This is a genomic window from Photobacterium sp. 53610, assembly GCF_036409375.1.
Classification (GTDB): Bacteria; Pseudomonadota; Gammaproteobacteria; order Enterobacterales; family Vibrionaceae; genus Photobacterium.
The window spans coordinates 99,889-124,163 of record NZ_JAXOFS010000009.1 but is presented as its reverse complement, the minus strand read 5'-3'; the positions used below and the strand labels follow the sequence as shown (position 1 = coordinate 124,163).

The 24,275-nt window shown below is 53.0% G+C and carries 16 protein-coding genes; 7 read left to right on the top strand and 9 right to left on the bottom strand.

Annotation, left to right across the window (positions count from 1 at the left end; all coding sequences use genetic code 11):
* Window positions 1-11: 11 nt before the first annotated feature.
* Together acnB and SPK40_RS18385 are read right to left on the bottom strand one after the other, a co-directional pair.
* Window positions 12-2,609, bottom strand: coding sequence for a bifunctional aconitate hydratase 2/2-methylisocitrate dehydratase (gene acnB / locus SPK40_RS18390; RefSeq protein WP_330961485.1), 2,598 nt, complete (start codon window positions 2,607-2,609; stop codon window positions 12-14).
* Between the two features lie 215 nt (window positions 2,610-2,824).
* Window positions 2,825-5,101: a patatin-like phospholipase family protein gene (locus SPK40_RS18385; protein ID WP_248143945.1), complete on the bottom strand. Its 2,277-nt coding sequence runs from the start codon at window positions 5,099-5,101 to the stop codon at window positions 2,825-2,827.
* A 98-nt stretch (window positions 5,102-5,199) separates the two neighbouring features.
* Between SPK40_RS18385 and SPK40_RS18380 the strand changes: the two genes are divergently transcribed.
* On the top strand, window positions 5,200-7,113 hold the full coding sequence (locus SPK40_RS18380) for a methyl-accepting chemotaxis protein (protein ID WP_330961468.1): 1,914 nt from the start codon (window positions 5,200-5,202) through the stop codon (window positions 7,111-7,113).
* A 126-nt stretch (window positions 7,114-7,239) separates the two neighbouring features.
* On the opposite strand, the gene lpdA is transcribed toward SPK40_RS18380, so the two are convergent.
* From lpdA to ampD, 5 genes are all read right to left on the bottom strand, one after another.
* Window positions 7,240-8,664 (bottom strand): dihydrolipoyl dehydrogenase, encoded by a 1,425-nt coding sequence (gene lpdA / locus SPK40_RS18375; protein WP_248143943.1) that lies wholly within the window; start codon window positions 8,662-8,664, stop codon window positions 7,240-7,242.
* Window positions 8,665-8,851: 187 nt separating this feature from the next.
* Complete coding sequence (gene aceF / locus SPK40_RS18370) at window positions 8,852-10,741, bottom strand: pyruvate dehydrogenase complex dihydrolipoyllysine-residue acetyltransferase (protein ID WP_330961467.1); 1,890 nt, start codon at window positions 10,739-10,741, stop codon at window positions 8,852-8,854.
* Window positions 10,742-10,754: 13 nt separating this feature from the next.
* Complete coding sequence (gene aceE, locus SPK40_RS18365; protein ID WP_248143941.1) at window positions 10,755-13,418, bottom strand: pyruvate dehydrogenase (acetyl-transferring), homodimeric type; 2,664 nt, start codon at window positions 13,416-13,418, stop codon at window positions 10,755-10,757.
* A 104-nt stretch (window positions 13,419-13,522) separates the two neighbouring features.
* Entirely contained in the window at window positions 13,523-14,296 is a 774-nt protein-coding gene (gene pdhR, locus SPK40_RS18360; RefSeq protein WP_248143940.1) for a pyruvate dehydrogenase complex transcriptional repressor PdhR, read from the bottom strand.
* Window positions 14,297-14,619: 323 nt separating this feature from the next.
* Complete coding sequence (gene ampD, locus SPK40_RS18355; RefSeq protein WP_248143939.1) at window positions 14,620-15,174, bottom strand: 1,6-anhydro-N-acetylmuramyl-L-alanine amidase AmpD; 555 nt, start codon at window positions 15,172-15,174, stop codon at window positions 14,620-14,622.
* A gap of 151 nt (window positions 15,175-15,325) precedes the next feature.
* Here ampD and nadC point away from each other — a divergent pair, with 151 nt between their 5' ends.
* Window positions 15,326-16,222, top strand: a complete 897-nt coding sequence (gene nadC, locus SPK40_RS18350; protein ID WP_330961466.1) for a carboxylating nicotinate-nucleotide diphosphorylase — start codon at window positions 15,326-15,328, stop codon at window positions 16,220-16,222.
* Between the two features lie 118 nt (window positions 16,223-16,340).
* On the opposite strand, the gene glpQ is transcribed toward nadC, so the two are convergent.
* On the bottom strand, window positions 16,341-17,399 hold the full coding sequence (gene glpQ / locus SPK40_RS18345) for a glycerophosphodiester phosphodiesterase (protein ID WP_248143937.1): 1,059 nt from the start codon (window positions 17,397-17,399) through the stop codon (window positions 16,341-16,343).
* Window positions 17,400-17,493: 94 nt separating this feature from the next.
* Window positions 17,494-18,855: a glycerol-3-phosphate transporter gene (gene glpT, locus SPK40_RS18340; protein WP_248143936.1), complete on the bottom strand. Its 1,362-nt coding sequence runs from the start codon at window positions 18,853-18,855 to the stop codon at window positions 17,494-17,496.
* Window positions 18,856-19,281: 426 nt separating this feature from the next.
* Between glpT and SPK40_RS18335 the strand changes: the two genes are divergently transcribed.
* The 5 genes from SPK40_RS18335 (at window position 19,282) to coaE (ending at window position 24,246) form a co-directional block, all read left to right on the top strand.
* Window positions 19,282-19,773, top strand: a complete 492-nt coding sequence (locus SPK40_RS18335; protein ID WP_330961465.1) for a pilin — start codon at window positions 19,282-19,284, stop codon at window positions 19,771-19,773.
* A gap of 2 nt (window positions 19,774-19,775) precedes the next feature.
* Window positions 19,776-21,458 (top strand): GspE/PulE family protein, encoded by a 1,683-nt coding sequence (locus SPK40_RS18330; RefSeq protein ID WP_330961464.1) that lies wholly within the window; start codon window positions 19,776-19,778, stop codon window positions 21,456-21,458.
* Window positions 21,455-22,678, top strand: coding sequence for a type II secretion system F family protein (locus tag SPK40_RS18325; RefSeq protein ID WP_330961463.1), 1,224 nt, complete (start codon window positions 21,455-21,457; stop codon window positions 22,676-22,678). Before SPK40_RS18330 ends, SPK40_RS18325 begins: the two co-directional genes overlap by 4 nt.
* Before the next feature lie 72 nt (window positions 22,679-22,750).
* Entirely contained in the window at window positions 22,751-23,638 is an 888-nt protein-coding gene (locus tag SPK40_RS18320; RefSeq protein WP_330961462.1) for a prepilin peptidase, read from the top strand.
* Window positions 23,635-24,246, top strand: coding sequence for a dephospho-CoA kinase (gene coaE / locus SPK40_RS18315; RefSeq protein ID WP_330961461.1), 612 nt, complete (start codon window positions 23,635-23,637; stop codon window positions 24,244-24,246). The genes SPK40_RS18320 and coaE overlap by 4 nt, the downstream gene beginning before the upstream one ends.
* Window positions 24,247-24,275 lie beyond the last annotated feature (29 nt).

The window sequence follows — 24,275 nt, the reverse complement described above, 5'->3', positions numbered from 1 at the left end:
AGCAGACCGGATTACACCGCCGCCTGAACAATCACATCATCAGCACGTTTGGTGTACTGATCCATGCGGTGGAAGTTCAGATAACGGTATGTATCTGCTGCCGTTGCATTGATTTGCTTCGCGTACTCCAGATACTCATCCAGCGTCGGAATTCGACCCAGAATTGCACCCACAGCAGCCAGTTCAGCAGATGACAGGAAGACATTCGCGCCCGTACCCAGACGGTTCGGGAAGTTACGGGTCGACGTTGACATCACGGTCGCTTTGTCAGCAACACGCGCCTGGTTACCCATACACAGAGAACATCCCGGCGTTTCAATCCGTACCCCGGCACGGCCGAAGATGCCGTAGTAACCTTCTTCAGTCAGCTGGTCACGGTCCATCTTCGTTGGCGGTGCAACCCACATCCGGGTGCTCAGTTGGCCACCGAATTTATCCAACAGCTTACCGGCAGCACGGAAGTGACCGATGTTGGTCATACAGGAACCAATGAAGACTTCATCAATTGCAGTGCCCTGAACATCAGACAGCAGACGTGCATCATCCGGATCGTTTGGCGCACACAGAATCGGCTCTTTGATCTCAGCCAGATCGATTTCGATCACATGAGCGTAATCTGCATCTGTATCAGCTTCCATCAGTGACGGGTTCGCCAGCCACTCCTGCATCGCAGTGATACGACGCTCGATGGTACGACGATCACCGTAACCTTCAGCGATCATCCACTTCAGCATCACGATGTTCGATTCCAGGTACTCTGCCACAGATGCCTGAGACAGTTTCACTGTACAACCCGCAGCACTGCGCTCAGCAGACGCATCAGATAGTTCAAACGCCTGCTCCACCGTCAGGTGCTCAACACCTTCGATTTCCAGGATACGACCAGAGAATTCATTGATCTTACCGGCTTTCTCCACGGTCAGCAGACCTTGTTTGATCGCGTAGTAAGGAATCGCATGAACCAGATCACGCAGGGTAATACCTTCCTGCATGTCGCCTTTGAAGCGAACCAGAATAGATTCAGGCATATCCAGCGGCATGACACCTGTCGCCGCAGCGAAAGCAACCAGACCAGAACCAGCCGGGAAAGAAATACCCAGCGGGAAGCGTGTATGCGAGTCACCACCGGTACCGACGGTATCAGGCAGCAGCATACGGTTCAGCCAGGAGTGGATCACGCCGTCACCCGGACGCAGCGAGACACCGCCGCGGTTCATGATGAAATCAGGCAGGGTGTGGTGCGTGTTCACATCCACCGGCTTCGGATAGGCCGAGGTGTGACAGAATGACTGCATGGTCAGGTCAGCCGAGAAGCCCAGACATGCCAGATCTTTCAGCTCATCACGGGTCATCGGGCCTGTGGTGTCCTGAGAACCCACAGTCGTCATCTTCGGCTCACAGTATGTGCCGGGACGGATACCGTCGACGCCACATGCCTTACCCACCATCTTCTGGGCCAGCGTATAACCTTTGCCAGTATCGGCAACAGGCTGCGGACGACGGAAGACTTTCGATGCTTCCAGACCCAGAGATTCACGGGCACGGTCCGTCAGACCACGACCGATAATCAGAGGAATCCGGCCACCGGCGCGGACTTCGTCAATCAGAACGTCTGTTTTCAGCTTGAAAGTCGACACAACTTCGTCGCTGCCGTGACGGCGGACTTCACCTTTGAACGGGTAAACATCAATCACGTCACCCATGTTCAGGGCAGTCACGTCCACTTCGATTGGCAGTGCACCTGCATCTTCCATTGTATTGAAGAAGATTGGCGCAATCTTACCGCCCAGGACATAACCACCGGCGCGTTTGTTCGGAACATGCGGAATGTCATCACCCATGAACCACAGCACGGAGTTCGTGGCAGACTTACGGGAAGAACCCGTACCCACAACATCACCAACATAAACCAGTTGATGACCTTTTTCTTTCAGGGCCTCAATTTGCTTCATCGGACCAATGCTGCCAGCCTGATCCGGTTCAATACCGTCACGCTCATTTTTCAGCATGGCCAGCGCATGCAGCGGGATATCCGGACGAGACCATGCATCCGGCGCCGGAGACAGGTCATCGGTGTTCGTTTCACCTGTGACTTTAAAGACAGTCAGGGTGATTTTTTCAGCCAGTTCAGGCTTAGACAGGAACCACTCTGCATCAGCCCAGGACTGCAGCACCTGTTTGGCATATTCATTGCCGGCTTTTGCTTTCTCTTCAACATCATAGAAAGCATCAAACATCAGCAGGGTGTGAGACAGGGCCTTCACGGCAATCGGAGCAAGCGCAGCATCATCCAGCAGGCTGACCAGCGACTCAATATTATAACCACCTTGCATGGTGCCCAGCAGTTCAGCGGCTCTTTCTTTGCTGACGATAGGGGAAGAGGCTTCACCTTTGGTAATCGCTGCCAGGAAACCTGCTTTCACATATGCTGCCTCATCCACACCCGGTGGGATGCGGTTTTCCAGCAGATCAATCAGGACGGCTTCTTCGCCTGCAGGGGGATTTTTCAGCAGCTCAACCAGAGCAGCAGTTTGCTCGGCGTCCAGAGGCTTGGGAACAACCCCTTCGGCAGCACGCTCTTCGACGTGTTTACGGTAGGCTTCAAGCACGACATATTCCTCTTTTTTCGGTTTAACCAACCGGTTAAACATCCTTGGAAGTGATTGCCCTCTCCGGTTTTCTCGCACGCATTATGCTTGATTTGATTCAGACCTTTGTGGCGTGCAGGAGAGACCAAAACCGGTTACGGAGCATACCATTTTTAACTAAAAATTAAAATCGGACGGACTTTTACAACATTCACAAAACATGAAAAATCCGCTTCTTACAACTCTCCTCCAAAGAATAAATAAAATGAACTCAGATCTTCTTCGGTCTGACCATAAGCCAGAATGAATGGCCCGAATGGTGTTGTAATTCCGGTAAAAATACTCCCGGCATAATAGCCCGGAATTTCTGAGGCTGAGAGATCCGGGTTATTGTACACCCCGCCCCATTCCACAGAGCCCCCCAGATAAATGGACGAATTAAACAGACCAAAGTCGTTATCCATCAGGTGGTAACGATAAACCAATGCTGAGAAAAGCTTATTATTCCCGGACAAACTGTTTTTCGGGATCCCGGATAAATTCAGAAAGCCGCCCAGTTCTTTCGGATCGAGCCGCAAATCTGCGTCGGAGCGGACTTTACCGTACTCCGCCTTACCCATGACTGTATGGCGACCAAAGGTGTAGGCACCTTTCCAGCCAATATCGAAATGCAGTGAGGAATCTGAAAACTTCTCTCCCTTATAGCGAACGCTGTCATCAGACGACGCGACCTCAGCCAGGAAATAGTGCCCGTCTTTGGGCAAGGTAAAATCATCCAGTGTATCCAGATTGTATCTGAGATAAATCCGACGACTGCTGCGTTTCTCACGTCCCAGCTGGAGAATCCCGGGAAACTCAGTCTCCCCGTTGCCAAACAGGTAACCCAGCCTGAATTCCTGCCACAGCGCCGGCTGCCAACCGATCGAACTGTCAATCGACACATCGCTGAAACGGGCAGCCAGGAAATCATCAATCTTTCTCAAGTCCGGTTCCTCACCGGAAACCGTGACATGCGTATTGGTCACGTCATACGCCATCCCCAGCACGGAGAACCATTCCTGATCACTGGTGAAAGGCACATAGAGTTCAGAGGCAATGCGTTTGTCCGAACCATATTCCAGTTCATTCCGCCACTCAGCACCCTTCTCCGACAGTCCGGTGGCCGTCAGCGCCAATCCAATCGAATAGTCCGTGTTATTGGCAAAATCATCTTCCAGAGCAAAACGCATATCAATGAAGTTCGGCCCCCAGCTTTTGGCTTTCACTTCCAGGATCAGAATATGACGGTCATTCCGCCGCACAATGCGGTAATCCACCCGCTCAAACCGGTCCAGCGCATAGAGATCGCGGACACTCTTCTCGAGCTTTTCCGTATTGACTTTCATGCCTGGCTTCAACTGCAGGCGGTCGAGCAACACCGCATCCGCATAATCGCTGTTATTGATCAGCTTGATTTCATCAATCCGCCCTTCTTCCAGAAACTCCAGCTGGCGGCGCGCGGCCTGTTTTTTCTCGATATAGTCCTGATAAATAGTGGCACTTCCCAGGGCCGAGAGCTGAAAACGCTGCGCCTGTACCGTATGATAGCCGCTGTCAAAGGCTTCGGGCATCCGGTCAAAGTCTGTGGTAGTAATGCCCTGAATATCGGGCCGCAGCAGAAAATCAGCATCCTGCAGCAAGGATTCCTGGCGGGCCGCATTGTCCCGCACCATAAAATCGGTCAGCTGATCCATGACCACCAGATAGTCGGTGAGCTCATCCGCTGTTTTGAAGTCATTGCTGATGTCGACGGCTATCACAACATCCGCTCCCATAGCCTTGACCACCGAAATCGGCAGATTATTGGTGATCCCGCCATCGACCAATAATTTGCCATCGAGTTTTACCGGCGGTAATAACCCCGGTACCGACATACTGGCCTGCATCGACTCCGCCAGATCGCCGCCGGACAACACAACAGGTTTGAGATGCTCAATATCCGTGGCGACTGCCCGGTAAGGGATCGGCAGCTCATCAAAACTAGCCATCCAGGGCAGATTCCCTGAAGTGGTCCGCAGGATTTCCCCCATTGTCTGCCCCTGAACGAAGCCCCGGGGCACCTTGATTTCCCAGAAAGAAAATCCGAAATCTGTGATGATCTGAAACCGGTCTTCCTGCTGTTTTTCCCGGACCCGGCGTTCACTGCGCTTCACCCGGTCTTCGTAACCGGACGCCCAGTCCACGGTATTCAGAATGGCTTCGATTTCATCTGCACTCATGCCTGAAGCATACAGCCCCCCGACATAAGCCCCCATGCTGGTTCCTACGATGTAGTCCACCGGTATCTGCATTTCTTCCAGTGCTTTGAGCACGCCAACATGGGCTGCGCCTTTTGCGCCACCGCCGCCCAGCACCAGCCCGACCTTGATCCGCTCAGCATTTTTTTGCTCTGCAAGCACTAAAGTTGATGGAAATACTGCCGATATCACAAGAAATAATGCAAAAAACCGTAACATCCTTTTTTGAAACACCATTTTGATCACGCGGTCGGCCTCCCAAAGGCTGACCTGAAAACACAACTAATCCGCACACTTATACCGCAGATACACCGGTAGCAACAGAGAATTGATGCATGAATATCAAGCACCTTTCCATCAGACAAAAACTTACACTCGCGATGAGTATCGCCGTGATCGCGTCCTGTGCCCTGGTTGGCTACCTCAGCCTGAGCAAGTCGCAGGATATTATTCAGACGCGCCTGCTCAATACTGAGCTGCCGACACGGCTGACACAATTTCGTGACAAGGTCGAATCCGAAGTCAGACAGTTGCAAAATGCCAGCCAGCAACTGGCTTCCAATACAGCCACGTTGAAACTGCTGGATCAACCCGTCAGTGCGGCCGATAACCAGCAGCTGATTGAACAGCTGAACACCCTGAAAGCGCAATATGGCCTGAATGATGCGTCCATTGCAAACCGCCAGACCGGTGATTACTGGAACCAGAATGGTTTCCTGCGACGCCTGAATCCCGCTCAGGATAGCTGGTTCTTCGGCTTCCGTGACAGCAACAAGTCAAGAATGGTTCAGGTCTTCCGGGAAGCGAACGGTGAGCTGAAGCTCTTTGTCAATTACCAGCAGATCAACGGCAAAGGCATGGCGGGCTTTTCCCGCTCCTTCAATGACATGGCCAACCTGCTGTCGCAATTCAAACTGGAAAAAAGCGGTTTTGTGGTCCTGACCGATGCACAGGGTGTGATCCAGTTGGATCCCAACACCCGTAATCCGGACAAATCCCGTCTGATCGACCGCTTCGGCCCGGACAGCCGGGTTCTGCTGGAAAAAACACCGTTTAACCTGTTTACCACAGAATATCAGGGAGAGAGCCTGCTGCTGGCTTCCAGCTATATTCCGTCCATCGACTGGTTCCTGATTGCTCAGGTCCCTGAGAAAGAAGTCTTCGCCCAGCTGGCGGAAACCAGCCAGCACGTCATGCTGCTGGTCGTACTGACAACCCTGGCGTTTATCGCACTGGCTATCTATCTGAGCCATACCATCACCGGACCGATTCAGCAGGCCGCTGAAACCTTCCGTGAACTCGGAGAAGGCGATGGTGACCTGCGCCGCCGTATCCCGGTGTCCGGCAAGGATGAAATGGCGCAACTGGCCGAAGGCTTCAATGCCTTTGCCAATAAGATCCATACCCTGGTGGCCGATGTTGCAGCCACGGGAACCGAACTGCGGGTTGCCGCAGAAGACGTTTCCACGCACGCACAAACCACCCTGTCTCACAGCCAGAATCAGCGCGACCGTACCCTGCAGGTGGCAACCGCCATCAATGAAATGGGGGCAACCGTCAATGAAATCGCGGGCAATGCAGCCTTTGCGGCTGATTCAGCCTCGCAGGCAACCTCTGCCACCAGCAATGGTCAGCAAGTGGTTCTGAGTGCTCAGGACAGCATCGAACAGCTGGCCGCTGATATGAACAACATGGCCCGGGTCATCAGCGATCTGGCTGATAACACGGTTGCGATCGGCGGTATTCTGGAAGTGATCCGCGGGGTATCTGAGCAAACCAACCTGCTGGCGCTCAATGCCGCCATTGAAGCCGCCCGTGCCGGAGAACAGGGCCGCGGCTTTGCGGTTGTGGCAGAAGAAGTCCGTAACTTAGCCAGCCGGACTGCGAAATCCACCGATGAGATTCAGACCATGATCGACCGTCTGCAGCAGGAAGCCCAGAATGCGGTCAATGCCATGCAGAACAGTCAGCAGCTGACGGAAGCCGGCACCCAGGCTGCGGATGATGCCACCAAGGCCCTGCAATTGATCAATGAACAGATCCTGCAGATATCCGATCTCAACACCCAGGTCGCCACAGCGACAGAAGAGCAGTCCACTGTGGTCAGCGACATCAACGTGAATATTGAAGAGATCAACGAGAATACCCAGCGTACCTCAGAGACCGCCAATCAGATGGTTTCTTCCAGTCAGAATCTGCATGCGCTGTCGGTTCGTCTGGAACGCATGGTCAGCAGCTTCAAACAATAATCAAGGCAGCCCCGCCTTTAAGGCGGGGAAATCTGATCTGACAGGAACCATGTTTAAGACAGGTCACAGAAAACAAAAAAGCGCCTATCAAGGCGCTTTTTTCATGCTTTCAGAAAAGGTAATGACTTACTTTTTCTTCTTCGCTTTTGCGTTTGGCAGGTCAGTGATCGAACCTTCGAACACTTCCGCAGCCAGACCCACAGACTCATGCAGCGTCGGGTGAGCGTGGATGGTCAGCGCGATGTCTTCAGCATCACAGCCCATCTCGATCGCCAGACCGATTTCGCCCAGCAGCTCACCACCGTTGGTACCCACAATTGCACCACCGATCACGCGGTTGGTGTCTTTGTCGAAGATCATCTTCGTCATACCGTCGGCACAGTCAGAAGCAATCGCACGGCCCGAGGCTGCCCATGGGAAGGTTGCAACTTCGTAGTTGATGCCTTCTGCTTTCGCTTCTTTCTCAGTCTTACCAACCCAAGCCACTTCTGGCTCAGTGTAAGCAATTGAAGGAATCACTTTCGGATCGAAGTAGTGTTTCTTACCGGCAATGACTTCTGCAGCCACGTGGCCTTCGTGAACACCTTTGTGCGCCAGCATTGGCTGACCCACAACGTCACCAATCGCGAAGATGTGTGGTACGTTGGTACGCATTTGCTTGTCAGTGTTGATGAAGCCACGCTCATCAACGGCAACACCAGCTTTCTCAGCGTCGATCAGCTTACCGTTTGGTGTACGGCCGATCGCAACCAGAACCGCATCATAACGAACAGGCTCAGCCGGTGCTTTCTTGCCTTCCATTGATACGTAGATACCGTCTTCCTTCGCTTCAACCGCAGTCACTTTGGTTTCCAGCATCAGGTTGAACTTCTTGCTGATACGCTTGGTGAAGACTTTGATGATGTCTTTGTCTGCCGCAGGAATCACCTGGTCAAACATTTCAACCACATCGATCTGAGAGCCCAGTGCGTCATACACGGTACCCATTTCCAGACCGATGATACCGCCGCCCATCACCAGCAGTTTTTCAGGAACTTCTTTCAGTTCCAGCGCATCAGTAGAATCCCAGATACGTGGGTCTTCATGCGGGATAAATGGCAGTTCGATCGGACGAGAACCCGCAGCGATAATCGCGTTATCGAAGTTCACTGTGGTGGTTTCTTCGCCTTCAACAACGATGGTGTTCGGGCCGGTAAATTTACCGTAGCCGTTCACTACCGTTACTTTACGCATTTTCGCCATACCACCCAGACCGCCAGTCAACTGGTTGATGACTTTTTCTTTCCAGATGCGGATCTTGTTGATATCGGTTTGCGGCTCACCGAAGACCACGCCGTGCTCGGCCATGGCTTTCGCTTCTTCGATGACTTTCGCCACGTGCAGCAGTGCTTTCGATGGGATACAACCCACGTTCAGACATACGCCACCCAGAGTGCTGTATTTTTCAATCAGAACCGTTTCCAGACCTAAGTCTGCGCAACGGAAAGCGGCAGAGTAACCGGCAGGACCTGAGCCTAGAACTACGACCTGGGCTTTAATTTCTTTACTCATTATTGACCTCGTTGTAAGTCATCTATCCCTAAACTGGCTGTAAGGCAGAATGCGTTATATTTTTATTTTCAGACCGCGCAACAGTTTACAGACCTGTTATCAACCTGAAAAGGAAAATGGCATTCCCTGTGAGCCAGGCAACAATTCCTTGCCCGTTTATCGGGCAAGGAATCTCGGGTCACACCTATTACAGCACCAGTCGACGAATGTCAGACAGCATGCCGTTCAGGTAAGTAATGAAGCGTGCACCTTCGGCACCGTCGATCACACGGTGATCGTAAGACAGTGACAATGGCAGCATCAGGCGAGGTTCAAAGTCCTTGCCGTTCCATACTGGTTTCATCTCAGACTTAGACACGCCCAGGATGCCCACTTCCGGTGCATTCACGATTGGTGTGAATGCAGTACCACCCAGGCCACCCAGGCTTGAGATGGTGAAGCAGCCGCCCTGCATGTCAGATGCAGTCAGTTTACCGGCACGCGCTTTCTTAGAAATAACCATCAGTTCTTCAGACAGCTCGTAGATACCTTTCTTGTTCACATCTTTGAACACAGGTACAACCAGACCGTTTGGCGTGTCAACCGCGATACCGATGTTGACGTATTTCTTCAGGATCAGGCTCTCACCATCTTCAGACAGAGAAGAGTTGAACGCAGGGAAGGCTTCCAGCGTCTTCGCAACTGCTTTCATGATGAACACCAGCGGGGTGATCTTCATGCCTGAATCTTTCTTCGCTTCGATCGCGTTCTGCTCTTTACGGAATGCTTCCAGTGCAGTGATATCAGCATCATCCCACTGAGTCACGTGCGGAATCATCACCCAGTTACGGTGCAGGTTCGCGCCAGAGATCTTCTTAATGCGAGACAGAGGCTTCACTTCGGTTTCACCGAACTTGCTGAAATCAACTTTCGGCCAAGGCAGCAGACCCAGAGCCGCACCGTCGCCTTTGCCAGATGCCGCAGCACCAGACTCCAGACGCTTCAGCGCTTCTTTCACATAGTTCTGAACGTCTTCTTTCAGAACGCGGTTCTTACGGCCAGTGCCTTTCACTTTCGCCAGGTTCACGCCAAACTCGCGTGCCAGACGACGAACAACCGGAGACGCGTGTGCGTATTCGTTGTTTTCAACGAAATCGCCGGTCGCTGCAGGGGCTTCAGCTTTTGCTGCCGGAGCTGCTGCTGGTGCTGCCGCCGGAGCCGCTGCCTGAGGTGCCGCTGCCTGAGGTGCCGCAGCCGGTGCTGCACCTGCTACTTCGAAGACCATGATCAGAGAGCCGGTAGACACTTTGTCACCCGTCGCGATCTTGATTTCTTTTACTTTACCAGCGAATGGTGCAGGTACTTCCATCGAAGCTTTGTCGCCTTCCACAGTGATCAGAGATTGCTCTTCTGTCACCATGTCACCAACTGCAACCATGATTTCAGTGACTTCAACTTCGTCGCCACCGATATCCGGTACGTTCACTTCTTTGTCAGCCGCTGCCGCAGGAGCTGCTGCTGGCGCTTCAACTGCTGCAGGAGCTGCTGCCGGAGCACCTGAACCTGCCACTTCGAATACCATGATCAGAGAGCCGGTAGACACTTTGTCACCCGCAGCAACTTTGATTTCTTTCAGAACGCCAGCGAATGGTGCTGGTACTTCCATCGAAGCCTTGTCGCCTTCCACAGTGATCAGTGACTGCTCTTCTGCGATGCTGTCGCCGACAGCAACCATGATTTCAGTCACTTCAACTTCGTCACCGCCGATATCCGGCACATGAACTTCTTTCAGTTCTGCCGCTGCCGGAGCCGCTGCAGGTGCTGGCGCCGCTTCAGCTGCAGGCGCTGGTGCAGCCGCTGCTGCACCTTCCGCTTCGAAAATCATGATCAAAGAACCGGTCGACACTTTGTCGCCTTCCGCTACTTTGATTTCTTTCACGATACCCGCCTGAGAAGCCGGTACTTCCATAGAAGCTTTGTCACCTTCTACGGTGATCAGCGACTGTTCTTCTTCGACCTTGTCACCAACGCTGACCAGGATCTCAGTTACTTCAACCTCATCAGCACCGATGTCAGGTACATTAATTTCGATTGCCATTATTTATTGCCTCTTACGCGAATAGCGGGTTGATCTTGTCAGCGTCGATGTCGAATTTCTTGATTGCTTCCGCAACTGCAGATTTCTCAACATCACCACGCTTCGCCAGCTCGGTCAGAGCCGCAACAACCACGTAACCAGCGTTCACTTCGAAGTGACGACGCAGGTTTTCACGGCTGTCAGAACGGCCAAAGCCATCAGTACCCAGAACCTTGTAAGATTCAGCTGGGATGAAAGCACGAACCTGATCCGCGTAGTTCTTCATGTAGTCAGTTGCTGCAATCGCAGGCTCAGTCCCCATCACTTCAGCGATGTAAGATACTTTCTGCTCAGCTTCTGGGTGCAGCATGTTGTAACGCTCTGCGTCCTGACCGTCACGGGCCAGTTCGTTAAATGAGGTTACAGAGTAGACGTCAGATGCGATGCCGTAATCGTCGCTCAGGATTTGAGCCGCTTTACGCACTTCGTTCATGATGGTACCGGAGCTCATCAGCTGAACTTTTGATTTATCGCCCGCGTAAGATTCCAGCTTGTAGATACCCTTACGGATACCTTCTTCAGCACCTTCCGGCATTGCTGGCATCGCATAGTTTTCGTTCATCAGCGTCAGGTAGTAGAACACGTTCTCCTGCTCGCCGTACATGCGACGGATACCGTCTTGCATGATGACTGCAACTTCGTATGCGAAAGTCGGATCGTAAGAAATACAGTTCGGGATGGTGTTTGCCATGATGTGGCTGTGACCATCTTCGTGCTGCAGACCTTCACCGTTCAGGGTTGTACGACCCGCAGTCGCACCCAGCAGGAAGCCGCGTGCCTGTTGGTCACCCGCCATCCACGCCATGTCGCCAACACGCTGGAAGCCGAACATTGAGTAGTAGATGTAGAACGGAATCATTGGCAGGTCGTTGGTGCTGTAAGACGTCGCAGCAGCAACCCACGAAGACATCGCACCCAGCTCGTTAATCCCTTCCTGCAGAACCTGACCCGCAGTGTCTTCTTTGTAGTAAGACACGATGTCACGGTCTTGCGGCGTATAGTTCTGGCCGTGCGGGTTGTAGATACCGATTTGACGGAACAGACCTTCCATACCGAAAGTACGTGCTTCATCAGCAATGATAGGAACGATGTTCTTACCAATGTTCTTGTTCTTCAGCAGCACGTTCAGCGCACGTACGAAGCCCATCGTGGTTGAGATATCACGCTTCTGCTCTTCCAGCAGTGGTTTGAACTCTTCCAGCTCAGGAGATACGAATTCGCCAGTGAAGTTTGGCAGACGCTTCGGTGTGTAACCGTGCAGCGCCTGACGGCGAGCGTGCAGGTATTCGAATTCTTTCGAACCTTCTTCCAGTTTCAGGTAAGGCAGGCCCTTCACGGCTTCGTCAGAAACCAGGTCTTGCAGACCCAGGCGGTCACGCAGGTGCAGAACATGTGTCATGTCCATTTTCTTCACCTGGTGCGCAATGTTCTTACCTTCGGCAGCTTCACCCATACCATAACCTTTGACGGTCTTGGCCAGGATCACAGTTGGCTTGCCTTTGGTGTCTTGCGCGTTCTTGAACGCAGCGTACAGTTTAGAAGACTCGTGACCACCACGCTTCAGTGCGAACACTTCGTCGTCAGTCATGTCAGCAACCAGGGCTGCAGTCTCTGGGTATTTACCGAAGAAATGCTCACGAACGTAAGCACCATCTTTCGCTTTGAAAGTCTGGTAGTCACCGTCGATGGTTTCGTTCATCAGCTGCAGCAGTTTACCCGAGGTATCTTTTGCCAGCAGAGAATCCCAGTTGTTACCCCAGATCACTTTCACAACGTTCCAGCCAGCACCCTTGAACAGGCCTTCCAGTTCCTGGATGATCTTGCCGTTACCCATAACCGGGCCGTCCAGACGCTGCAGGTTACAGTTGATCAGGAAGCACAGGTTGTCCAGTTTCTCACGCGCAGCGAAAGAAATGGCACCACGTGATTCCGGCTCATCCATCTCACCGTCGCCCAGGAAGGCGTAAACGCGCTGAGCAGAGGTATCTTTCAGACCACGGCCGTTCAGATACTTCAGGAAACGTGCCTGATAGATAGAAGCGATTGGACCCAGACCCATAGATACAGTCGGGAACTGCCAGAATTCAGGCATCAGTTTCGGGTGCGGATAAGAAGACAGACCTTTGCCGTCCACTTCCTGACGGAAGTTGTCCAGCTGGTCTTCAGTCAGACGACCTTCAACGAAGGCACGGGAGTAGATACCCGGAGAGATGTGACCTTGATAGTAAACCAGGTCGCCACCATCGGTCTCGTTCGATGCGCGGAAGAAGTGGTTAAAGCACACTTCGTAGAAAGCAGCAGAAGACTGGAAAGAAGCCATGTGGCCACCCAGCTCCAGATCTTTCTTAGAAGCACGCAGTACGATCATCACGGCGTTCCAACGGATAATTGCACGAATACGGCGTTCCAGTGTGGTATCACCCGGATAAGCCGGCTCTTGCGCCGAAGGAATGGTATTGATGTAGTTGGTGGTGATGCCAGTCGGCATGTCGACACCATCCAGACGAGCTTTTTCCAGCACTTGCTCCAGCAGGTACTGTGCGCGCTCTACACCTTCTTCACGAACGACGGACTCCAGGGCTGCTAGCCACTCTTGGGTCTCCAGTGCGTCCACGTCATTCTTCATGACTTCAGACATGCGATCTATCCTTTCGTTGATATTCTACAAAACTAGGGTCTTGGGTTTGCCCCTAACAATGTCGCGACTGTTTGATACCGACCTCGGCTTATATGAGGGAGGTATTAATCCAGCCCGTCCTTGCGTTGTTGAATCCTGCGAAGAGAGCGTTCACGTCTGCTGTCTTCCAGAGTTAAATCCAACAATGTTTCCTCGATATAAGCCAAATGTGCATGCGATGCTTCTCGCGCCATTTCCGGCTGACCGGAAACGATCGCATGCACAATGTCGGCTCGGTGCTTGCTCACCTTCTCCACCACCTCAGGGCGACGGTTCAGGAGTTCAAAGTTTTGATATACGTTTTGCTCCAGCAATGGGGCGAGACTGCGGATAATATGCAGCAGAACCAGATTGTGTGCGGATTCGGTCACCGCAATCAGGTACTGCATCACAGCGGCAGCTTCAGACTTCAGATCCCCTTGTTGCTGGGCTTCCTGTATCCGGCTGTGACAGTCACGGATACGGTCAAAATCATCTTCATTTCCGCGCAGGGCAGCATAGTAAGCGGCCAGCCCTTCCAGGGCATGGCGTGATTCCAGTAAATCGAGTTGTGTTTCAGGGTGGGCTGCCAGCAAGTCCAGCAGCGGGTCAGAAAAGCTTTGCCATAACTGATCAGAGACAAAGGTACCGCCGCCCTGACGACGGATCAGCAGATGTTTGACTTCTAAGCGTTGAATCGCTTCGCGGACTGACGGACGTGAAACGTCAAACTGCCGCGCTAACTCACGTTCAGGCGGCAGTTGGTGTCCGGGGGACCAGATCCCCTCCAGAATCAGTCGCTCAAGTTCCTGCTCAATGACGTCTGAGAGCTTCGCTTGGCGGATACGCTTATAAGTCATTTATATCGTTCTGCTTCTTGTAATTTTTTATCTTACAACTCGACCCTGCGACCGGTTAATTGGTCATACCAATTTAACTATATACAGAAATTTTACAGAAATAATTGAGGATGTCTACCGACAACTTGATTCAGGTCATGGCTGAAATGGAAGCAAATATTCCCTTTCAGCAGACGGAAAGCCAAAAATTATGGCAACTTTAGACTAGTTTTCCGTGTGTTGCGAACAAGATTCACGGAAAAGGTTAATGGTCAGACCAATTATTTAACATTTTTGTCACAATGGGAAATATGTCACTTTTTGTAAAATACCCCCAAAATTTTTTAAACTTTCAGCGCAGTTTTATACCGTCTCCAGTCGAAGGCCAGGCCCGGATCAGTTTTCCGGCCGGGTGCGATAAACTCATGACCAGTAATACGAGAACGGGTAATCGCCGGATACATCTGCATTAAAGTCTGCGTCAGTGCCTTCAGGGCGTCATATTGCTCCGGGGTGTAAGGAAGCGTGTCCGTTCCTTCCAGTTCAATCCCGATCGAGAAATCATTACACTTCTCCCGGCCGCCAAACTCAGACATGCCGGCATGCCAGGCTCTGGCATTGAAAGGCACAAACTGCACCACTTCCCCATCACGGCGGATCAAACAATGGGCTGAAACCCGCAGCTGATGAATTTCCGCAAAATACGGATGCCCGGCCGGATCCAGGGTCCCGGTAAACAACTGCTCGATATACGGCCCGCCAAACTGGCCCGGCGGCAGGCTGATGTTGTGGATCACCAGTAACGAGATATCCTGCTCATCTTCCCGTATATCGCAATGCGAAGAAGGCACCTGCCGCACCTGCTCCAGCCAGTGGTCTTGATTGATGGTAAATGCCATAAGGTTACCTGTGATGTCTCTGTCATTCAGATGCCAAGCATAAAACCTGTTCCCCCTCCCACTCAACCCGAGAATGCCTTCCCCTTGCCAACATCTCACAGTATGATCGGGCTCATTTCGATCTCTGCTTCAGCCATTACGGAAAACGACGATGAGCCCTACGGAACAAAAACACGATTCTGAGTCACGCCTGGCCTACCTGCGTCAGCAACTGCCTGAAGATATTCGACGCAATGTCGCCGATGCCCTGCGTGAAGATCTCGGCGGCGACATTGATGCCGGCCGCGATATCACAGCCAGCCTGATCCCGGCAGACAGCCAGGGGGAAGCCACCATTATTACCCGGGAACACGGCGTATTTTGTGGCCGCCTGTGGGCCGATGAAGTGTTTCGTCAGTTGGGTGATGAAGTCAGTATCGACTGGCAGGTCAGCGACGGTGATCCCCTTGAACCCAATCAGGTGCTTTGCACTCTTCGTGGCCCGTCCCGGATTCTCCTGACCGGAGAACGGAACGCCATGAACTTCATTCAGACCCTGTCCGGCTGTGCAACTCAGGTCGCGCATTATGCCGCCCTGCTCGACGGCACCGGAACCCGGCTGCTGGATACCCGGAAAACCATTCCCGGCCTGCGCAATGCGCTGAAATATGCCGTGGTCTGCGGCGGCGGTTTTAATCACCGTATCGGTGTATTCGATGCTTATCTGATCAAGGAAAACCACATCATTGCCTGCGGTGGCATTCAACAGGCCGTAGAAACAGCCAAGCAGCTGAACCCGGGCAAACCGGTTGAAGTGGAAACCGAAAGTCTGGATGAACTCAAGCAAGCCATTGAGGCCGGTGCCGACATCGTGATGCTGGACAATTTCACCACCGACATGATGCGTGAAGCCGTAGCACTGAATCAGGGCCGTGTCGCGCTCGAAGTGTCCGGCAATGTGACCAATGAAACCCTGCGTACTTTTGCTGAAACCGGTGTCGACTATATCTCTGTTGGCGCCCTGACCAAGCATGTCCGGGCAATGGATCTGTCGATGCGTTTCAAGTAAGCATTTCAACTCAGCGTTTCAACTCAGTATTATTTGCTCATTGATACACAGAATACAAAAAACAATAAAAGGGAGCGCCATGCGCTCCCTTTTGAATCGGTCTTATGTATCGTTGTGATTAACCGCGATGCAGGAAAGACACCGCTTTGTCCGGGAAGTCGGTAAACACACCGTCCACTTTCACTTTGTTGTAGAACACGTCCAGCATGTCATCAAAGCTGTCAGCGTAAGGCGCAATGCGGCCCTCGTCTGCACGGAAAGTATACGGGTGAACTACCAGACCGGCAGATTTCGCATCTTTCATCAGCGGCAGGATGATCAGGTTGTCTTTGGTTGACTTGTCATCCACCAGCATTGGCTTCCATGGACCGATGCCGTCAGCATACTGAGCCACTTTTTTCATGCCGCCTTTTTCATACATCCAGTCGTAGTTGTATGGTGTGGCTTTATCGCCTTTGTACACCATGGTTTCGTTCCAGTCGGTGTAGGCCATCAGCTGAACCAGGTTCAGATCCATCTTCATCGCCGGCATCAGCTCATCATTGATACGCTTCAGCTCGATTGGGTCAAAACATTGAACGAAAGCTTTGTCATCTTTGCTGTCGTAGCCATATTCTTTCAGTACTTTCAGGACGGCTTTCGAAATATCCTTCCCTTCATGACGGTGGAACCAAGGCGCTTTGATTTCCGGATAAATACCGATGTTGTAACCCAGCGATTTGTTCAGCCCCTGGATCAGCTCGATTTCCTCTTGCAGCGTCGGGACAGTGAAAGACGATTTCCACAGTGGGAAACGCTGTGGGAAACCCGCTACTTTCTTGCCATCTTTATCGATATTGAAACCTTCGGTCAGCTTCAGACCTTTAATTTCAGCCAGCGTGAAGTCAATCGCGTAATAACGACCGTCAGCACGGGCACGATCCGGATATTGCTCCGCAACATCAGTCACACGATCCAGAAAATGATCGTGCAGGACCACCAGCTGGTCATCTTTCGTCATGACCACATCCTGCTCGATGTAGTCAGGCTTCATGGCATAAGCCATCGCTTTCGCTTCCAGCGTATGTTCCGGCAGGTAACCTGAAGCACCGCGGTGTGCAATCACCAGTGGATCTGCAAAAGCTGCAGAAGAAAGTGTCAGGGCAGCCATTGATAAGCCAATTACGTTTAGTTTCATATTTTTATCCATATTTTGTTTGTCAGACGCCACAAAACAACAGGCCGTCACATGTATGAAACGGCCTGTATATATTGAAAATTAAAGCAAAACCTTAAGCAACTGCTTGTTCACGGGCTTTTTGCTCATGATGTGCGCGTTCGCCCACAAAGGCATACAACAGGAAGACGATTGATGCGACACAAGAGCCGACCAGAACGATGAAGCCGCCATCCCAGCCAAAGTGATCCACGGTATAACCCAGGATGGCATTCGCTGCCACAGCGCCACCCAGGTAGCCGAACAGACCTGTCAGACCTGCCGCTGTCCCCGCAGCTTTCTTCGGTGCCAGTTCCAGCGCATACAGACCGATCAGCATCACCGGACCGTAGATCAGGAAGCCGATGGCGATCAGCGCCAGCATATCCACTGTCGGATTACCTGCCGGGTTAAACCAGTAAACCAGCACAGCCACCAGAACCAGCGCCATGAAGAGGATACCAGCCGGTGCACGACGGCCTTTGAACAGTTTGTCAGAGATCCAGCCACACAGCAGGGTACCCGGGATCCCGGCCCACTCGTACAGGAAATAAGCCCAGGACGATTTATCCACGGTAAATTCTTTGGCTTCTTTCAGGTAAACCGGTGCCCAGTCCAGTACACCGTAGCGGATCAGGTAAACAAAGGCATTCGCAATTGCAATGGACCACAGCAGCTTGTTCGAGAACACATACTTGAAGAAGATTTCCTTCGCGGTCATCTCGGTTTCATGCGACTTGTCGTAATCATCCGGATAATCATTCTTGTATTCTTCAATCGGCGGCAATCCGCAGGACTGAGGTGTATCGCGGACAGTCATCCAGATGAAGACAGCAACCAGCGCGGCAAAAAAAGCAGGCACATAAAAGGCTGCGCGCCAGTCGTCCTGGAAAGCCCACAGACCCAGCAGGAACAGCGGACCAATCAGACCCCCACCGACGTTATGAGCCACATTCCAGACTGAGACGATTTCTCCCCGTTCTTTCCGGGACCACCAGTGCACCATCGTCCGGCCACAGGCAGGCCAGCCCATGCCCTGGAACCAGCCGTTCAGGAACAACAGGATAAACATGGCCGTAATACTGCCCGTTGCCCACGGCATGAAACCAAAACAGAACATGACCAGAGCCGACATCAGCAGACCGGCACTCAGGAAATAACGCGGATCTGAGCGGTCAGATACACTGCCCATCAGGAACTTGGACAGACCATAAGAGATTGACACTGCGGCCAGGGCAACACCCAGATCACCGCGGCTGAACCCCTGCTCGATCAGGTAAGGCATCGCCAGACTGAAGTTCTTACGAACCAGGTAATAACCGGCGTATCCGAAAAAGATACCGATGAAGAGCTGCCACCGGAGGCGGGTATAGGTGCTATCAAGCTTATCGGCCGGAAGCCGAGGCTGATGCGCTTTAGGTTGAAATATTCCAAACATTCAGAGGTAACCTCATTATTATCATTATTGCGATGGTATTTTTTGAGCGAGTGAGCGTATTAACTGAGATGACGAAAGTAAATATTTTCGTTTTTGCTCACCCCCTATCTGTGATCTGAGTTTGATATTCAAGAACACACATAAAAAGTAATGTTTTTCAAAGGCTTTACTTTCGATTTTGAGAGTTATGCACACAGTTACTTATCTTTCACCCCATCTCAATACGACGAAAAATGCCGGTTTTCTTTACTTTCTATCCCCCGATTCATCCCTTTATGCTGTCGAGACATCTCCAGCACTCATATGTAATAACCCAGGCTTTCACTCGCTCGTTTGAAGAGGACCGGAAAATTCTTCGGTCATGCTTTTCAGGGCATCCCCGCTCCCTATGCTGACTGCGATTTTTTCAGTGAAAGGCAGACTGCAATGACCCGATCCCGAGGATTTACCTTAATTGAGCTCATGATTGTCGTGGCAATCATCAGCATACTGAGCGCTTTTGCCATGCCGGCTTATCAGGGCTACACCCAGCGAGCGCATGCAACCGAAATGCTCCACGCAGCCACCGCCATGAAAACAGCCGTCAGCCTGTGCCTGATGACGCGTCAGGTCTCCGGCGCATCCCGCACCATTGATTGCCAGAGCGGTCGCAACGGCGTGCCGGATTCCCAGCGCTTCGATAAGGGGAATGGTGACAGTTTTGAAATCCGTTCCACCGTCACGGCAACCCACACCGGCAACAGCCTGAGCGTTCGCACGGGCACCGGGGTGATCAGCAGTATTCCGGATGGTCACAGCAAAGGCAGCCTGCCCGCCAATGCAGAAGTCCGGCTGCTGCCGGACAATAGTGAAGACGGTCTAGTCTGGAAAACGGAATGTGCCGGAGACGATCACTCAAACTTCTGTCCGGGGAGCTGAAAATGACCCGCACCCTCCTCTCTGCGCTGCATCAGGCCAGCCTGATCTCCCTAACCGAAATCGACAAGGTTCAGCACGAAGTCCGGCAACACCATATCGGGTATCCCGAAGCACTCATCCGGACTGGCGTGTTTACCGACAAAGATCTGGCCCGGCACCTGGCTCACCTGTTTTCATTGTCTGTGGCAGATGTCCACCAGTTTGACTATCAGAGCTTGTGCCAGCAGCTGGCTATCCGGCCGCTGATCGAAAGACACCGGATTCTGCCGCTGGCCATCGACAACAATATTTTGACTCTGGGGATTGCAGATCCCACGGAAACCAGCAGCCTGGATGAGTGCAGGTTCGCAACCGGACTGACCATTCAGCCCGTGCTGCTGCCCCGGCAACAGTTGGAGAATGCGATCCGTCGCGTGTATGGTCAGCAGGTTGCCAGTACTCTCAATATGACTCCCGTCAGTGAACAGGATCTGATGCAGCTGACCGAGTCACCGGTACGATCCGATGCCACTCCGGAAGACGATGACGCGCCGCTCAGCCGTTATTTGAACCAGCTTCTGCTGGATGCAATCCGACGACAGGCTTCCGACATTCACATCGAACCTTTCGAGCAATCCTGCCGGATCCGCTTTCGGTGTGATGGATTGCTGCTGATCTATGCCAAGCAGCCAACGGATTTAGCCGTCCGGCTGACTGCCCGGCTGAAAATTCTTGCCCGGCTCAATATTGCCGAACGCCGTCTGCCACAAGATGGCCGTTTCAGGCTGGCACTGAACCAGAACATGACCGTCGATATGCGAGTGTCCACGCTCCCGGCACAATGGGGAGAAAAAATCGTTCTGAGACTGCTCGATAACAACCACATTCCACTCTCCCTTGAACATCTGGGTTACCCGGACTCCCAGCGGGAAGCCTTCGAAAATGCCCTGCGAAAGCCGCAAGGACTGATTCTGGTCACCGGCCCCACAGGCAGCGGGAAAACACTGTCGCTCTATGCCGGACTGAGCTGGCTGAACCAGGAACACCGGAATATCTGTACTGCGGAAGATCCGGTAGAGATCCAGTTGCCGGGGATCAATCAGCTCCAGATCAACCCGGTCATCGGGCTCGATTTTTCATCCGCCTTACGTACTTTTCTCCGCCAGGATCCGGATGTCATCATGATCGGTGAAATCCGCGATCAGGAAACCGCAGCTATGGCCGTCAGAGCTGCGCAAACCGGACATCTGGTACTTTCAACGCTGCATACCAATTCTGCTGCCGAAACCCTGACCCGGCTGGGGCATCTTGGCATCGCGCCTTATGAACTCGGCGCATCACTGAGCCTGATTATTTCCCAGCGTCTGGTGCGCTGCCTGTGCACCCATTGCCGGCAAGCTGTTTCCCTGCCGGATTCATTGCAAAACCATCCTGAGCTCCCGATTACCCTGTACGAAGCCAGCCCGCAAGGCTGCGAATACTGCAATCAGGGCTATCTTGGCCGGACCGGCCTGTTCGAGCTCTGTATGTCAAATTCATCCGCACCAACGGCAGACAATACCCTCACCATGACCCAGACCCCGGTCGATGGCCTGTCTCTGGAAACCGCCGGTATCCGGCTGCTGCGTCAGGGGATCACCAGCCTGAGTGAGTTACGGCGCGTCCTCGCATCTGATCCGCTCACCCAATTGATGAAGACGGCATGATGAAGCTGTCAGTACAGCTGCGTTATTTCTTCTGGCACGGACGACATCAGAACGGGCAGCGCACTCAGGGACTGGCCGCCGCCTATGATCCCGAAGAGATCGTTCAGCGGCTGAAAGCTGAAAAGATAACCCTGCTGGCAATGCGACGTCGAAGGCCGGGCTGGTTAACCCGCCGTCGCCATGACCTCCGGCAACAGGATCTGACACAGCTCCTGCGCCAACTGAGTATTTTGCTCCACGCATCGCTGCCGCTTTCCAGCGCACTGACTCTGCTGGCTCGTGAACAGTCACGGATGGCACCTGCCGCACTCCTCCGCCGCTTAGGGACGCAGGTGGCGTCAGGGCGCCCGCTGTCTGATGCGCTGGCTGACTCTCTGCCCTTTCCGGACACGACGCTCTGCAGTCTGCTCACCGCCGGAGAGCAGGCTGGACAACTGCCTCAGATGCTGGCTCAGATCGCGACTTACCGGGAGCAGTCCCAGGCATTACAACGCAACCTGAAACAGGCTCTGGTCTACCCGGCGGCGGTATGTCTGGTGGCTGCAGCTGTCACCACACTGATGCTTGCCTGGGTGATCCCTCAATTCGCCAGCCTGTTTGCCAGTATGGGCAATCAGCTTCCCTGGCTGACCCGGACCGTTCTGACTCTCTCCGACCGCTTCAGAGATATCGGGCTGCCTGCCGCCACAGCTCTTGTATTCCTGATAGGGTGTAGCCGGCTTTTATATCAGCGGAGCCCCCTATGGCAGGCCCGCATTCACCGGTACGGCCTCCGCTGTCCGTTACTCGGCCCGCTCTGGCAGCTGGCCGCACAAGCCAGATTCACCCGCACACTGGGAATTACCTTTCAGGCAGGTCTGCCCCTGCTGAGCGGGTTAAAACTTGCCTCCGCTACCTGCGGAAACCGGGCCTTAGAACAAGCCTATCGCCAGGCTTCCCGTCAGGTCTCTGCCGGACACCCACTCCATCAGGCCCTCCGACAGCAGGCCTGCGTTTCTGATCGTCTGGTTCACATGGTCATGGTCGGAGAAGAAACCGGTCAGCTCGACACACTGCTGCTCCGGCTGGCGGATCAGGATGACAGTGCGCTGTCCCACCAGCTCAAAACACTCACCACCCTGACAGAACCAATACTCATTTTGTTGATTGGTGCACTGGTCGGGACATTACTGCTGGCCATGTACTTACCTGTCTTCGATTTAATGAAAGTGGTGGGATAACTCGCTACCGGCAATATATTCAGGCTAAAATAGCCTTTTGTTGCGATAACTTGACGGAAATTGAGTCTTCTCATGGCACTGCTGATCGACTATCCCTGGCTTTATCCTCTTGCTGCCGCCCTTTTGGGCCTGATCATCGGCAGTTTTCTGAATGTGGTCATTCACCGCCTGCCGATCATGATGGAAAGACAGTGGCGTGCAGACTGTGCAGCCTGCTTTCCTGAATACGGTCCTGTCGAGACGCAGCCAGCCTTCAATCTCAGCGTACCGGCGTCACACTGTCCGCATTGCCAGCACCGCATCCGGGCATGGGAAAATATCCCTGTCATCAGTTGGTTAGTGCTACGCGGCCGGTGCAGTCACTGCAAACAGAAAATCAGCGCCCGCTACCCTGCAATTGAGTTCTTATCTTCTCTGGCAGCGCTGACGGTTGCACTGGTCCTGCCTCCATCAGTCTGGAGTCTGGCCGTGATCGCTGCCAGTTTTGTGCTGATTGCTCTGACGTTTATCGACATCGACAAAATGCTGCTGCCGGATCAGCTCACTCTTCCCCTGCTCTGGGGGGGACTGCTGCTGGCATTGCTGGGAGTCGGACCGGTCAGTCTGGAATCTGCGGTCATTGGCGCTATGGCCGGTTACCTGTCACTCTGGAGCCTATACTGGCTCTTCAAACTGCTGACCGGCAAAGAAGGCATGGGATACGGCGATTTCAAACTTCTGGCGGCTCTGGGCGCCTGGGCAGGATGGCAGTTACTGCCTTTTATCGTGCTGCTCTCTTCCTTGCTTGGCACTGTCTGTGGCATCATTTTATTACGTATGCAACGCAGTGAATCCGAAAATACTGCACAGACACCGTTTTCATTTGGCCCCTACCTCGCACTTGCCGGCTGGGCAGCCTTACTGTGGGGCTCTCCGGTTCTGACGTGGTATGTCGGCACTTATTTAGGATATGCGCTATGACTCTGGTGATCGGCCTGACCGGGGGTATCGGCAGCGGAAAAACAACTGTCGCCAATCTGTTTGCCAACTATGGGATTGATATCATTGATGCTGATGTGATTGCCCGGGCAGTTGTGGCTCCCGGTTCAGAAGGCCTGAAAGCAATCGTAACCCGTCTGGGTGCTGACATCCTGCTGACAGATGGCCAGCTCAACCGCAGTAAACTCAGAGAGGCGATCTTCAATGAGCCAGCCTTAAAAGCCTGGCTGGATGGCCTGCTCCACCCAATGATTCGTCAGCAAATGCAACAGGAGATCAGCCAGGCCAACTCGCCTTATTGCCTGCTGGTTGTACCCTTAATGGTAGAAAACCAGCTCCAGAAGATGACCGATCGGCTCCTGGTTGTTGATGTAAGCGAAGACGTTCAGATCGCCCGTACCACCAGCAGGGATCAAGTCGATGGCATTCAGGTCCGTAAGATTCTGGCCGCACAGGCGACCCGGGAGCAACGTCTCGCTGCCGCAGATGATGTCATCGACAACAATGGCGACAGCCACAAGCTGCGCGGCGAAGTGGCCAGGCTGCACCAGCAATACCTGCGCCTGAGCGAAAAACCCGGTCGCAACTGAACCTACACCAGAGATCAACAAACAGGCCC